The 13,706-nt window shown below is 63.6% G+C and carries 10 protein-coding genes; 7 read left to right on the forward strand and 3 right to left on the reverse strand.

Annotation, left to right across the window (positions count from 1 at the left end; translation table 11 throughout):
* Positions 1–195: 195 nt before the first annotated feature.
* Positions 196–684, forward strand: a complete 489-nt coding sequence (locus VGN72_08785; protein HEV7299443.1) for a hypothetical protein — start codon at positions 196–198, stop codon at positions 682–684.
* A gap of 383 nt (positions 685–1,067) precedes the next feature.
* Here VGN72_08785 and arfB read toward each other — a convergent pair whose 3' ends face one another.
* Positions 1,068–1,526 (reverse strand): alternative ribosome rescue aminoacyl-tRNA hydrolase ArfB, encoded by a 459-nt coding sequence (arfB, locus tag VGN72_08790; GenBank protein HEV7299444.1) that lies wholly within the window; start codon positions 1,524–1,526, stop codon positions 1,068–1,070.
* A complete protein-coding gene (locus tag VGN72_08795; protein HEV7299445.1) occupies positions 1,523–2,251 on the reverse strand; it encodes a hypothetical protein in 729 nt (242 codons plus the stop codon). The genes arfB and VGN72_08795 overlap by 4 nt, the downstream gene beginning before the upstream one ends.
* Before the next feature lie 148 nt (positions 2,252–2,399).
* Between VGN72_08795 and tig the strand changes: the two genes are divergently transcribed.
* A complete protein-coding gene (tig, locus tag VGN72_08800) occupies positions 2,400–3,779 on the forward strand; it encodes a trigger factor (GenBank protein HEV7299446.1) in 1,380 nt (459 codons plus the stop codon).
* Positions 3,780–3,977: 198 nt separating this feature from the next.
* Positions 3,978–5,258: a histidine--tRNA ligase gene (gene hisS / locus VGN72_08805; GenBank protein HEV7299447.1), complete on the forward strand. Its 1,281-nt coding sequence runs from the start codon at positions 3,978–3,980 to the stop codon at positions 5,256–5,258.
* Between the two features lie 324 nt (positions 5,259–5,582).
* Here the strand turns inward: hisS and VGN72_08810 are convergent, their stop codons facing one another.
* Positions 5,583–6,680 (reverse strand): hypothetical protein, encoded by a 1,098-nt coding sequence (locus VGN72_08810; GenBank protein HEV7299448.1) that lies wholly within the window; start codon positions 6,678–6,680, stop codon positions 5,583–5,585.
* A gap of 286 nt (positions 6,681–6,966) precedes the next feature.
* Here VGN72_08810 and VGN72_08815 point away from each other — a divergent pair, with 286 nt between their 5' ends.
* The 4 genes from VGN72_08815 (at position 6,967) to VGN72_08830 (ending at position 13,576) form a co-directional block, all read left to right on the forward strand.
* A complete protein-coding gene (locus VGN72_08815) occupies positions 6,967–8,283 on the forward strand; it encodes a PLP-dependent aminotransferase family protein (protein HEV7299449.1) in 1,317 nt (438 codons plus the stop codon).
* The gene (locus tag VGN72_08820; GenBank protein ID HEV7299450.1) at positions 8,280–9,947 is read left to right on the forward strand and encodes an LptF/LptG family permease; all 1,668 of its coding nucleotides are present in this window, start codon (positions 8,280–8,282) and stop codon (positions 9,945–9,947) included. Before VGN72_08815 ends, VGN72_08820 begins: the two co-directional genes overlap by 4 nt.
* A gap of 172 nt (positions 9,948–10,119) precedes the next feature.
* Positions 10,120–11,265, forward strand: a complete 1,146-nt coding sequence (locus VGN72_08825; protein HEV7299451.1) for an LptF/LptG family permease — start codon at positions 10,120–10,122, stop codon at positions 11,263–11,265.
* A 727-nt stretch (positions 11,266–11,992) separates the two neighbouring features.
* Positions 11,993–13,576: a hypothetical protein gene (locus VGN72_08830; protein ID HEV7299452.1), complete on the forward strand. Its 1,584-nt coding sequence runs from the start codon at positions 11,993–11,995 to the stop codon at positions 13,574–13,576.
* Positions 13,577–13,706: the final 130 nt, after the last annotated feature.

The following is a 13,706-nucleotide window of genomic DNA, read 5'->3' on the forward strand; positions in this document are numbered from 1 at the left end:
CCTTCTCCCGCTATCTCCGCGTGCTCCGCGTCGCTGCGGTTGCATTTCCTTCCGTGAACGCTCGCGACCCGCGCAAAGAACCTTACGTCCACTTCACCATTTCTTCCCGTTTCGCGCTTGACGCTGCCAGACGCCCTCGCTTCAATACCGCCACTTTCACCGGCCACGGGAGAAGCGGTGAGAGGAGAACCGGCGTTGACAGCGACGCCGGGTTCGGGTTCAACTCTCCAGCCGCACGGCCTCGTTGTGCCGTGCGGTGTGACCCACGGCCCCTCAGGGAAGACGCTCATGACAACCGCACTGCACTGTGCCGACTTCGCCGCCCTGCCCGACTACCTCCGCCAGGCAGTGGCTTCCACGCTCTCGGGCCTGATCGCCCCGGCCCGCCCCCTTGGCTTCCTCGACGACGACGCGCTTCCCTCGGCCGCCAAGCGCAAGGCCAAGGATGAGGACGCGGAAGACGAAGAAGACGAGGATGAGGACGACGAGGACGAAGAAGACGAGGATGAAGACGACCTCGATGAGGACGAGGACGACGCCGACCTCGACGACGATGAGGACGAAGACGAGGATGAGGACGAAGACGAGGACGACGACGAGTTCGACGACGACGAGTCCGACGACTTCGACGATGACGATGACGACGACGATGATGACGATGACGAATTCGAAGAAGAAGACTGATCGTCACGCGTAACGCGATCGATCCCAGCAGCAATCCAACGAGGGACGCCGCATGGCGTCCCTCGTTTCGTTTGACGATTTGCGGTTGAATGCGACGCCGCGTCGCGTTTGATCATCGGGAAGAATATCCGCGAAGGAGCGTAGCGCCCGCATAGGCGTAGCACGGGCGGCCCGCCCGTGGAGCCGCGGTACCCCGCGGTGTCGGACGGTACGCCGTCCGAAGTAAAGAGCGCAAGCGACTCCTACTCGGTGTAATCAGAAAGTGGGTTCGCTGGCGCGATGGCTGATTCGGATGGAGTACCATCCGACGCGTCGGTGTACCGACGCACATGGGCGGGCCGCCCATGCTACGGTGGCTCGTTCGACGCTTGGCCGCCCGCCGTTTACCCCTCCTGCACCCGCCCCTGTCGTCTGGCCTTAACGTCCCCGCGATTTCGCTTCGCTTCCACCCGCCGACGTTTGGCGGCCCGCGAGGGCTTAGTCTTCTTCCGGACCTTCGGCTCGTGCATCGCCTCGACGATCAAATCGCGCAGCCGGCCAACAACGGCCTCGCGGTTGCCCTCTTGCGAGCGGTGCTCGTCGGAGGCGATGTGAACGAAATCGTCCGCCGTCAGGCGCTTTCCCGCGATCTGCCGCAGCCTGCCCGCAGCCCGTTCGGTCAGACCGGTGATCGCGCTGACGGCGACCCACAGTTCGGCCTTCGTGTTAACCTTGTTGACGTTCTGCCCGCCGGGCCCCGAACCGCGCGCATACTGCCACCGCACGGCCGCCGGCACCACGGTGACGCGCCCCACCGCGATCAGCGGTTCGACGCCGGGCGAGGTTGGCAGATCGGCGCTCATGGGTGGGTCGTGGGCATCGTGCCGGGCAATAGTGCCGGCCCGGTGGCGCCGATGCCAGCGGCGTCGTCGGCGCCCGGACCTTCGTCGACGTCGGCGGCATCATCTTCGTGAGCTTCGGCGAGGGCCGCGGCGGCGACGGCATTGGCGGCGGCGGTGACGGCGTTGAACCGCGCGATGTTCAGGTCCGCCGCCTTGCGGTCTTCCCGGAACTGCCGCACGTGTCGCGTGACCGTCGCCAGGAAGATCACGATCAGCAGGATCATGAGGTTCACGCGCATCCACTGCACCGGCCGCGCCGGTGGCGTGGCGCCGGTGGTCAGGCTGAACGCGATCAGCACCGCCAGCGTGCCGGTGCTGGCGTGCGCCACCCACCACCAGTCGGCCCGCATTGCCGCGCTGCCGTTGTCCACCACGGGTCGCGTGCTGGCCTCGGCCATCTGCACCGCGGTGGGCAGGGTCGTGCCCGAGGCGCGGTAGCTGCCCCAGTGGTCGACCGTGGAGGCGATGCCCGTCAGGATCAGCACGACGCCGCTCGTCCAGACGATCGACCGGAACATCCACCGGGCTCGCCCGAACACCAGTAGTTGCTGCTCGCTCTTGAGCTCGCCGATCGCCACCGGCACCACCATCTCATAAAACAGCGTTCCACCGACCAGCAGGGTGGTACAGACGATGTGCAGGTAGCGGTTGATCAGGAAGAAGAGGTTGTCCCAGAGATCGAGCATTAGATAATGGTGTACCACGGCAGGCGCGACGGTGGCAACCCGCGACCCTTTGCATTGAACGCAGGCATCGACTAAATTACTGGACTTTCCCAGGTTCGGACGCGAGCGCGGCCCGCCGGGTTGTACATTGAAACTTGAAGGATCTGTCATGGCCGAAGAAAACACCGCCGTCGCCGAACAGGAAACCGACGCCTACGAGTACGCGATCAAGGTCGAGGACGCCGGTCCGGCGACGAAGAAGGTCTCGGTCGAAATCCCTCGTGAGCGCATCGACACCAAGCTGGCCGAGCAATACAAGGAACTGCGCACCCAGGCCGCCATCCCCGGCTTCCGCCCCGGTCGCGCCCCCGCGAAGCTGATCGAGAAGAAGTTCGCCAGCGACGTGAAGGACCAGGTCCGCCGCACGTTGATCAGCGAGAGCTACCAGCAGGCCATCGAGAAGAACAACCTTCAGGTCCTCGGCGAGCCCGAGATCGAAGATGCCGAGAAGCTGGAGATCACCGACGGCAACGGCCTGAACTACACGTTCAGCGTCGAGGTTCAGCCAGAGATCACGCTGCCCGAACTGAAGGGCATCAAGGTCAAGAAGCCCAAGATCGAGATTAAGGACGAAAACGTCGAACAGGCCATGACCAACCTGCGCGAGCAGCAGGGCGCGCTGGTGCCGGTCGAGGATCGCGGCGTACAGGCCAAGGACTACGTCACCGCCGACGTCCACGTGAAGGTGGGCGACGAGGTGATCGACCATGGCCATGATAGCCAGATCGTCGTGCGCCCCGGCCGCATCGCGGGCATCCAGATCGCCGATCTCGATAAGCAGCTGGAAGGCACCAAGGCCGGCGAGACCAAGACGATCACCGTGACCGCCCCCGACACCCACCCGAACGAGAAGATCAAGGGCAAGGAAGTGGCGATCGAGGTGATGGTCAAGGACATCAAGAAGCTGGAGGCCGCCGAGATCAACCAGGAGTTCCTGGAAGGCCTGGGCTTCGAGAACGAGCAGGAGCTGCGCGACGCGCTGCGTGAGCAGATGGTCGAGCGCATCAACTTCGACGTTCAGCAGAGCCAGCGCGAGCAGGTCAGCAAGTACCTGAGCGAGAACGTGAACTTCGAGCTGCCCGCCAAGCTGAGCGACAAGCAGGCCGACCGCGTGGTTCAACGCCGCGCGATGGACCTGATGCAGCGTGGCGTGCCGCAGGAGAAGATCATCGAAAACATCGAACAGCTCCGCGGCGGCGCCAAGGACGAAGCTGCCCGTGAACTGAAACTGTTCTTCATCCTCCAGAAGATCGCCACCGACCAGAACGTGGACGTGGACGAGGCCGAACTGAACGGCCGCATCGCTATGCTGGCCGCCCAGCGCGGCGAGCGCCCCGAGAAGATGAAGCAGCAGATGAGCAAGGACGGCTCGCTGTCGAACCTGTACGTCACCATGCGTGAACAGAAGGCCATCGACACGATCCTCGCCACCGCCGAGATCGAAGAGGTCGAGGTGGGCAAGGAAGAGGAAGCGGCCAAAGCCGAGTAAGCAGGCGAGCTGGCGATTGGATTTAGCGCCAAGATCGCCAAGGACATCAAGAGCGCCAAGGAATACAGAGACAGAGGATAGAAGCTGGAGGATCGAGGCGCGACAGCGCCTTCTGTATCCTTCACCTTCTATCCTCTTTTCTTTCTCCCCTTGGCGTGCTTGGCAACTTGGCGGTCTTGGCGCGCAAACGGAACTACGATGAGCGCGACGAAGATTCAGGCCCCCAAAGGAACGACCGACCTTCTCCCGCAAGACGCCCCCAGGTGGCACTTCGTCGAGCGCATCGCGCGCGAGACGGCCGCGCTGTACCACTACGGTGAGATCCGCACGCCGATCTTCGAGTACACCGACTTGTTCCACCGCGGCGTGGGCGAGACGAGCGACGTGGTGTCGAAGGAGACCTACACCTTCACCGATCGCGATGGGTCCTCTATCACCCTTCGCCCCGAAGGCACCGCTGGCGTCGTGCGGGCGGTGATCGAGAACGGGTTGCTGAACGATCAGGGTGCCCGCGCGAAGGTCTACTACATCGGCCCCAACTTCCGGCACGAACGGCCGCAGAAGGGCCGCTATCGCCAGCACCACCAGTTCGGGGTTGAAGCGTTCGGCGTGCCCGACCCGGAACAGGACGTCGAGTGCATTCAACTGCAGATGGAGTTCTACAGCCGCTGCGGGCTGAAGGATTTGTCGCTGCGCGTGAACAGCTTGGGTGATGCCGAGAGCAAGGCGCGGTATCGCGAAGCACTCGTGTCCTTCATCGGCCCGAAGGCGGCGACGCTGAGTGAAGACTCGCAGCGGCGCCTGACGACGAACCCGCTGCGCATTCTTGACAGCAAGGACCCGCGCGACGTGGAGGCCGTAAAGGGCGCCCCGCCGGCGGTCGATTCGCTGTCGGAGAAGTCGCGGAAGCACTTCGATCGGGTGACCGCCCTGCTGTCGGCCATGAGTTTGCCGTACACGGTTGATGGCGCACTCGTGCGCGGGTTCGACTACTACACCGACACGCTCTGGGAAGTAACCGCCGGCGGGCTGGGGTCGCAGAATGCCGTCGGTGGTGGCGGGCGGTACGACAACCTTGTCGAACAGCTTGGCGGCCGGCCGACGCCCGGCGTGGGATTCGGCAGTGGCCTGGAACGGTTGCTGATCGCGCTGGAAGCCCAGCAGGCCGCCCTGCCGAGCACGGATCGCCCGCTCGTCTGGCTCGCCCAGCACGGCGACGCGGCGAAGGATCATAACCTGAAGCTGCTGGCCGAGCTGCGGGCCGCGAACGTCGCTGCGGACATGGATTTGTCTGGCCGTGGGATGAAGGGCCAGCTAAAGCTCGCCGACCGCGAGAAGGCGGCGTTCTGCGTCGTCGTTGGCGATGACGAGCTTGTTAATGGAACGGTGATGCTGAAGGACCTGAAGGCCAGTCAGCAGAGTGCAGTGGCACGCGGGGAGATTGTTTCGAAACTGCGCGAACGGTTGGGCAACGTCTGATGGATCGAGCGTCTAAGAAAGCGTTTGTCATTTCGAAGGGAGCGGTAGCGACCTGAGGGATCTCCATTGACTGGGAGTCGCTAAGTAGCTCGAGATCCCTCGGGTCGCCAGGGCTCCCATCGGGATGACAGCGTATTCTGCGCCCGCTATAGCGGAATCGAAAATGCTCTAGGCACGCTGCGCCGAGGCGTGGGCGTCTCGCCCTTGCTGGTGAGCAGGACTTGAATGCGAATCACTTGCTTGCCGCTTCGGCCGCTCCGTCCGATCCAAATCTAATCTTCTGGCCTAACTGCATGCATGGGCGGGACGCCCATGCCACGGCGGCTACTTCCGATACTGGGCGTACTGGGCCATCACCCAATCCTTAGCTATGGCGAAGTGTTGGACGGTCCAGTCCCACGCGATCTGCCGTTCCGCGGGGAACTGCATGGCGGCGACGACGAGGCCCGCGATCAGCAGCAGGAGCGCCAGCGCGAACCATGGGAACCGCCGGGTGGACCGTTGCTCGGTCAGGAACTCGGCAACGGGCGTAAACCTCATGTGGAACGCCGCCTCGATGTCCGACGGGGACATGAGGGCGGTCGACGCGCTGCCGTTGGAGTGCGCCACGCCATTACCGTTCATGGTCGCGGGCCCGGCAGTTGAGACGTAGCTGGCGCCGTTGGTACCGCGATCTTCCACCACGCTGCTCGAGCCGTTCGAGGCGGCCCCATTCCCATTCGGGTGGCCGTTCACCTCGTACGACGTCTTTGTGGCGGCGGCGGCGGCATCGGGCTCGTCTTCCGGCTCGGCCAGTTGCGGCGTCACCTCGATGATCGGCTCGATCACCACGCGCGTCGCCTCGCGCACCGGCGCCGCGGCACGCGGTTCGTCCAGCACGACCTCGGCGTCGACCATGTCGGGCACGTTCTGCGATTCACTGGCCGCGATCGCGGTGGAACCATTCGTTCGGGCCGCCCCACCGGGCGTCGCCGCCGCTTCCAGCAGCAAATCGGGCTGGGCCGGCGGCTCCTGGATCTTGCCGCAATGCGGGCAGAGGTGCGATTCGGTCGAGATGTCGAACCCGCAGGAGTAGCAGAGGCCGAACTCGCGCGAGAGCCCCTTCACGTGGGCGGCGTAGCGCCAGAACTGGTGCGTGGTCGGGCCGCGCACGATCGACCGGGCGGTGACCTGACCCTTGCGGATGAAGGCCAGCAGCACGTCGAACTTCATTCCCGGGGCCGCGGGATTGCGCGACTGCATGACGTACCACGGCCCGATGCGCCCGCGCGTGACCCGGCGGGTCTGCGGGGTGTTCATCATCGTGCACTTGCCGCACGGCTCGATCGCCGAGTCGTTCAACGTCCCGCAAAACGGACAGACATGGCGCGCCTTGGGCGTGCTGCTGGCACCAGTTCGCGGCGCATCGCTTACCCTACTCATTTACACTGTTCCTTGGATGAACCTGAGGTCGTCAATCGTCTAATGATCATCTATCGCTTTATGCCCGTGGCTCCCCGACGTATATGCCAGCGGTAGTGGCAGGTTATCGCCCCGCCACGATAGGGTCCATCGTTATCTCCTCCCTTAGAATTAAAATTTATTGGAGTTAGTGGACACCATACGCCGACAACAGGTTATCGGACGCTATTCTGGCAGGTTCTGCGCTACGGTTGGCGATTGGGGTGGTTTGCCGCGGGCAGACCAGCGGGGTACGATTCCCAGCCCGATGTCTTCCGCGACTCTTCCGATCCTGCTGTCCGAAAAGGCTCGCCGTACGCGCGAGCAGCCGATCAGCTACCTGATTACCACAGCGCTGCGGAACCCCCATTTGATCAATTTTGCGGCTGGGCTCGTTGATGCCTCTACGTTACCGGTTGCCGAGACCCGCGCCATCACCGGGCGCATTCTGTCCGACACCACACGCGGCCGTAGCGCCCTGCAGTACGACACCACCGCAGGCCTGTCCACCCTGCGGGCCGCGGCCCTCGAACACATGGCCGCCATGGAAGGCAAGGCCGCCAGCGCAATGGGTCTGACGAGCGACGATCTGCTGGTAACGACCGGGTCGCAGCAGGCGTTATACCTCGTGGGCGATGCCCTAATTGACCTCGGCGATATCGTAATTGCCGCTAATCCGAGCTATTTCGTCTACAGCGGCACGCTATCGTCGCTTGGCGCGAAGGTGATGACGGTCCCGATGGACGCCGACGGCATGAACGTCGACGCCGTCGAGGCTTTGCTGACGCGCCTGGAAGCCGATGGCCGAATTGCCAAGGTCAAGCTGATTTACTGCACCAGCTACTTTCAGAACCCCACCGGTCTCACCCTGTCGGCGGAGCGTCGGCCCCGGTTGTACGAGTTGGCCAAACGGTTCAGCAAGCGGCATCGGATTCTGATTCTAGAAGACGCCGCCTATCGCGAATTGGTTTATGACGGCGACGCCCTGCCGTCGATCAAGTCGTATGACACGGACAACCGGCACGTGGTGATCAGCCACACGTTCAGCAAGCCGTTTGCGCCGGGGCTGAAGCTCGGCTACAGCGCGATGCCGCACGACCTGCTGCACGCCGTCGCCCAGCAGAAGGGCAACCACGACTTCGGCTCGGCCAACCTCACGCAGCACATCGCGCTCGAATCGCTGCGCGACGGCAGCTACCTGGCCCACGGTCACACGCTGCGCGACGCCTACCGCAAGAAGCGCGACGCCATGACCGGCGCCCTCGACCGCTACCTGCCCAAGGCCGCCGGCCTGCATCGCACGCACCCGCACGGTGGGCTGTACGTCTGGCTGACGCTACCCGTTGGCATCAACACCAGCCGCGACAGCGACTTCTTCAGAACCGCCGTCGAGCGCGGCGTGCTGTACGTGCCCGGCGACTATTGCTTCCAACCCGACGAGGCCGGCCACACCCCCACCAACCACCTTCGCCTTAGCTTCGGCCAAGTGCCGATCGACCAGATCGATCCCGGCATCAAGATCCTGGCGGACGTGATCGCAGGCGCACTGTCTTCCAATCCGCAGTCGGCGGAGCCGTCCCGATGAGCCGTACCCTCTTCTGGTACATCTTTGCCGACCTGTTCAAAGTCTTCATGATGACCAGCGGCGCGCTGGCGGGCATCATGAGCTTTGGCGGCATGCTGCGCCCGCTGATGCAGGGTGGGCTGGACGCGGCGCAGGTCGTCACCATCCTGGGCTACCTAAGCCCCGCGATGACCGCCTACAGCTTTCCGATCGCGGCGCTCTTCGCCTGCACGGTGGTCTACGGCCGGTTGAGCGCCGACAACGAAGTGGTCGCCGCCCGCGCCGGCGGCGTCAGCCACGGTGCGCTGGCGGTGCCGGCAATCGTGCTGGGGCTGGTGGTGGCGATCACCAGTCTGCTCTTCCTCTACTTCCTCGTGCCGAACTTCACGCTGAAGGTCGAGCGGGTGATCAAGTCGAACATCGCGCAGATCGTCGCCAGCCAGATCGAGCGCAACCACCAGTTGGAGGTCTCCAAGGACGTCGCCGTCTACGCGCAGGAAGCAATCGTGCTGCCGCAGGCCGACGAGGGACGCGAGCAGCGCTTGCGGCTGATCGGCCCGATGATCGTGCGCTACGGCATCGCCCCGCACGACCCGAAGCTGCGCGTGCCCATCGAGTTCTTCACGGCCAAGCAGGCGACCGTGTACATCAAGCAGTTCGAGGACGACGACCAGGTGCAGTTCAGCTTTACGCTCGACGAGGGCATGCGCCTGCCGCGCGTGGCCGCGGGGCAGGTGCTGGCGGGCATTGGCGCGACGCAGTTCGGGCCGATCATTCAGCCCCCCATGATCAAGGAGAACACGAAGTTCATGGTGCTGGAGGACCTGAAGCGCCAGTACGAGAAGCCCTGGACGAGCCGGCGGGTGCGCGAGACGCTCAATGGTTTCATCAGCGAAGATCAACAGATCGCGATGGCCAAACTGATCGAGACGCAGCTCAGCGCGACCGGCCGTGTGGCGTTCAACGGTGAGACCGAGTCGTACGAGCTGGCCGGCATGAACGGCACCGTCGTCATCAACCGCGGGGCGGATCTGGTCCTCTCCTCGCCGCCCGACCAGTCGGCGATCACGCTGCGGCAGACCAGCGGTGCCCCCGAACCCTTGTCGGCGACGGCCCGGTCCCTCCGCGTGCGGTCGTGGCCGTTGTCGGACGGGAAGTCGATGCTGATCGACATGCGCCTCAGCGATCTATCGCTCACGATTGGCAACGACACGTCGCCCGGCAACGAGCTGTCGCGCACCGTGGTCGTACCGATGCCGGCAGAGGTGAAGGCGATCGAACAGAACCGCTCGCGCCCCGACCTGTACGCCGGTCAGGATGCGGCCGCGACGCGCAATCAAAAGATCCTCGGCCGCAGCCTCGTCGTGTTGCGCCACGACATCATCGCGGAGCTGAACAGCCGGGCCGCCTTTGCGGTAAGCTGCCTCGTGCTGGTGATCGTCGGCTGCGCGATGGGCATGATCTTCAAGAGCGGCAACTTCCTAACCGCCTTCGCGATCAGCTTCATCCCGGCGTTGCTCTGCATCACGCTCATCATCGCCGGCCAGCGCACCGCCGGTAACGTCTCGTGGACGTTCTGGGAAGCGGGCGAGTCGCTCCGCACCGGCATCATCCTGATCTGGACCGGCGTCAGCCTCACCTTCCTGCTCGGTGCGGGCATGTTGTGGAGATTGCAGCGAACTTGAAGAAATGCCGAATGCCCATTGCCGAATTCCGAAATGGAAGACGAGATGGCAGCGGCATAGACAAGCATTCGGCATTCGGCATTCGGCATTCGGCATTCGGCATTCGGCATTCGGCATTCGGCATTCGGCATTCGGCATTCGGCATTCGGCATTCGGCATTCGGCATTGCTCTATGAAGCTCCTCGACCGATACGTCATCTCCTCGTTCCTGAAGAACTACGCGATCGCGCTGATCGTGCTGATCGGGCTGTACATCGTGCTGGACATGGTGTTCAACCTCGACGTGCTGACGAACGTGAAGACCGACGACGCCGCCGGTGGCGTGCAGTCGCTGTTCGCTGTGCTAAGCGAGATCGGGTCGTTCTACTTCCACAAGGCGTTCGTCTTCTTCGTGCAGCTGTCGGGCGTCATCCCCGTGGTGGCGGCGGCGTTCACGCTGATGCGGTTGGCGCGCTTCAACGAGCTGACGGCCGTCATGGCGGCGGGCATGCCGTTGCAGCGCATCGCGCTGCCGGTCGTGTTGATCGGGGTCGTCGTGAACATCGTCGTGCTGCCGATCAACCAGGAACTGGTCATCCCGCGCATGATCCCCCAGCTGATGCGCGACGTCGACGATCTGTCGAAGTCGACCCGCGGCTCGTTCACGGTGACCGGCATCAAGGACGACGACGCCCGCGTGCTGAACATCGGCCGGTACACGCCCGGCTCGCCCGGCACGCCACCGCGGATGGAGTACGTGTCGGTGCTGGAGTACGACGCGCAGCTGCGCGTCGTCGCCCACCTCGCCGCCGACGAGGCCGTGTGGGACGAGCGAACGCAGGAATGGTCGCTGATCAACGGCCGGCGGTTGAGCGGCATTCGCCCGGAGGACAACGACCCGGTCGAACAGCTGATCGACACGTACAAGGGCAGCGTCACCCCGCAGGAACTGGCGATGTACCGCCGCGGCGGCTACATCGATCTGCTGTCGACGTCGCAGATCAACGAGATGCTGCAGCGGCCCAACAGCTTCGGCGCCGCCAGCTTGCAGCGCGTGCGGCACATGCGGTTTACGCAGCCCTTAACGAACATCATCCTGCTGCTGCTGGCGATCCCCTGCATCCTCACCCGCGAGCCCGGCCGCCTGAAGCACGCCGCGGGGCTCTGCTTGGCGATGACCGGCCTGTGCATGGGCAGCGTCTTCCTGTTCCAACAGCTGGCGAACCAAAACCTGCTCGGCCCCGACTGGACCGACAAGTGGCCGGCGTTAATGGCTTGGCTACCCATCCTCATCTGGGGCCCGATCGCGGTGTGGTTACTGGATCGTGTGAAGACGTAGGGGAAGTGCGGAATGTTGGAGTTCCCTCTCCCGGTGCGGCGGAAGAGCGTGAGTCGACGTTTGACGGATCCCGCGCCAAGGTCGAAGGATGTCATCCCGAAGGGAGTGGAAGCGACCTGAGGGATCTCGATGGGCAAGAACCGTCCCCTGTGCCGATCCCTCGGGTCGCTTCCGCTCCCCTCGGGATGACAGGTTGGCCCCTCCCGAAGTACCCGGAGAGGGGCAGAAACAGAATCCGTCTTTCTCATTTGGCATTTCCCACGATCGAATCGTAAATCATTCCTGTCAGGTTAAACGCATCCGACCGAACGCGTCTTGTAGGGACACGCGGCGGAAAGCCTGACGCGGAAGCCGCTTCTAGACACGGCGACTTTCGTGACGCTCCCCTTCCATTTTCTGGCGATGCCGGCCGGGCCCCAAAGCCCGGCCGGCATTTTTTTCGCGTCAACCTTTTGGCGTTGGCGGCGTCTAACTGGGAGTGAACGAGGATTGAACCACCGAAGGACCGCCCAGTGACGAAGTCGTCGCTCCGGTCCCTCTCCCGGTACTCCGGGAGAGGCTAGGTGAGGGTGATTTGTTCTCGCGAGAGTTGTCAGCAGTTCGAAATCACCCTCACCCTAACACTCTCCCGGCGTACCGGGAGAGGGGACAAGGCTCGCCAGCTTCTCTCTTGGCGTCCCTGGCGGGTAAACTCGTTCAACCAGACATTCAAAAGCCGGAGACCTTCATGAATCGCATCGCGCTTGCCTTGGCCGTGTCGCTCGCCGTCCCGATGTTCACCTTTGCTCAGCAGGAGCAGCCCGCCCCGGCCGCTACCAACAACGCTGCGGACGATGGCGTTGCCGACACCGGCTTCGCCCTCACCATCTACAGCAGCGCCGACCCCGCGACGTTCGATCCGCAGGAACTGGCCCGCCAGCAGGTGCAGAACCCGTACGGCAACTTCCCCAACCAACTGCCCGGCTACGGCGTGGTGCGCGAGGTGCGCAAGGTCAACATCGACAAGGACGGCACCATCCGCTTCAGCGACGTCGCCAGTGGCATCGACCCCACCACCGTTACCTTCGAATCACTCACCGATCCGAACGGCACCAGCGTGCTCGAACAGAACTACGAGTACGATGTCGTCAGCGGGAACAAGCTGATGGAGAAGTACCTGGGGAAAGAGGTGACGATCGTCAAGCGCGCCAGCGGCAACGAGGGCGTCACCACCGTCACCGGCAGGCTGCTGTCATCCGACGGGGCCACGGTCGTCCTGCAGAGCGCAGAAGGCGTGCAGGTCATCAGCCGCAGCGACATCACCACCGTCACGCTCGCCGACGCCGCCAACCTTATCACCAAGCCAACGCTCGTCTGGAAGCTGGACGCCGACAAGGGCGGTGAACACTTGGCAAAGGTGACGTACCAGACCGACGGCATCACCTGGCGAGCCGACTACAGCATCATCATGAACGCCAACGACACCGCCGCCGACGTGGGGGCGTGGGTGACGATTCTGAACCAGTCGGGCGCCAACTATCCCGACGCGAAGCTGAAACTGGTCGCCGGTGACGTGCAGCGCGTGCAGCCGCAGCAGGAGCTTTACGGCGGCATGCCGCGTGCGATGGCGATGGCCGATGCGAAGCGTGCGGATATGGGCTTCCAAGAAAAATCCTTCTTCGAATACCACCTGTACACGCTCGGCCGCCCGACGTCGCTCGGAAACAACTCGACCAAGCAGATCGAGCTGTTCCCATCAAAGAAGAACGTGCCGGTGAACAAGACGTTCGTCTACTACGGCCTGCCCGAGCAGATGCGCTACTGGATCAGCCCCGAGCCCAACCGCGACCGCAACCTGGGCACGCAGACGAACAAGAAGGTCGACGTCTACCTTCAGACGACCAACAGCGAGCAGAACGGCATGGGCATTCCCCTGCCCGCCGGCCGGATTCGCGTCTACAAGGCCGACGACGCCGACGGCAGCATGGAGTTCGTTGGTGAGGACGTCATCCAGCACACACCCAAGGACGAAAAGGTCCTCGTAAAGCTCGGCAGCGCCTTCGACATCGTTGGCGAGCGTAAGCAGACCGACTTCCAGGTCGACCGGAACGACCACTGGATCGAAGAGGAATTCGAGATCACGCTGCGCAACCACAAGAAGGAACCGGTTGACGTGATCGTGAAGGAGAACCTCTTCCGCTGGGCGACGTGGGAGATCATCAAGAACAGCGACGACTTCGAGAAGCAGGACAGCCGCACGGTTCACTTCCCGGTACGCGTCGAACCGGACGGCGAGAAGAAGGTGACGTATCGGGTTCGGTATACGTGGTAGGACCGAGGGAGGCACGAAGACGCGAAGGAGAACGGCACACAATTGTCATCCCGAGCGGAGCCTAGAGATGAGCGGACAAAGCCCTGTCGCCTCGCGCACTTGTCATCCCGATCGGAGCCTAAGGCGACTG

The organism is Tepidisphaeraceae bacterium, assembly GCA_035998445.1.
Classification (GTDB): domain Bacteria; phylum Planctomycetota; class Phycisphaerae; order Tepidisphaerales; family Tepidisphaeraceae; genus DASYHQ01.

What these genes read in the sequence shown, in the direction of transcription:
- arfB (HEV7299444.1), bottom strand. Translation starts at nt 1,526, where the DNA reads ATGAGCGCCGATCTGCCAACCTCGCCCGGCGTCGAACCGCTGATCGCG.
- VGN72_08795 (HEV7299445.1), bottom strand. Translation starts at nt 2,251, where the DNA reads ATGCTCGATCTCTGGGACAACCTCTTCTTCCTGATCAACCGCTACCTG.
- tig (HEV7299446.1), top strand. Translation starts at nt 2,400, where the DNA reads ATGGCCGAAGAAAACACCGCCGTCGCCGAACAGGAAACCGACGCCTAC.
- hisS (HEV7299447.1), top strand. Translation starts at nt 3,978, where the DNA reads ATGAGCGCGACGAAGATTCAGGCCCCCAAAGGAACGACCGACCTTCTC.
- VGN72_08810 (HEV7299448.1), bottom strand. Translation starts at nt 6,680, where the DNA reads ATGAGTAGGGTAAGCGATGCGCCGCGAACTGGTGCCAGCAGCACGCCC.
- VGN72_08815 (HEV7299449.1), top strand. Translation starts at nt 6,967, where the DNA reads ATGTCTTCCGCGACTCTTCCGATCCTGCTGTCCGAAAAGGCTCGCCGT.
- VGN72_08820 (HEV7299450.1), top strand. Translation starts at nt 8,280, where the DNA reads ATGAGCCGTACCCTCTTCTGGTACATCTTTGCCGACCTGTTCAAAGTC.
- VGN72_08825 (HEV7299451.1), top strand. Translation starts at nt 10,120, where the DNA reads ATGAAGCTCCTCGACCGATACGTCATCTCCTCGTTCCTGAAGAACTAC.
- VGN72_08830 (HEV7299452.1), top strand. Translation starts at nt 11,993, where the DNA reads ATGAATCGCATCGCGCTTGCCTTGGCCGTGTCGCTCGCCGTCCCGATG.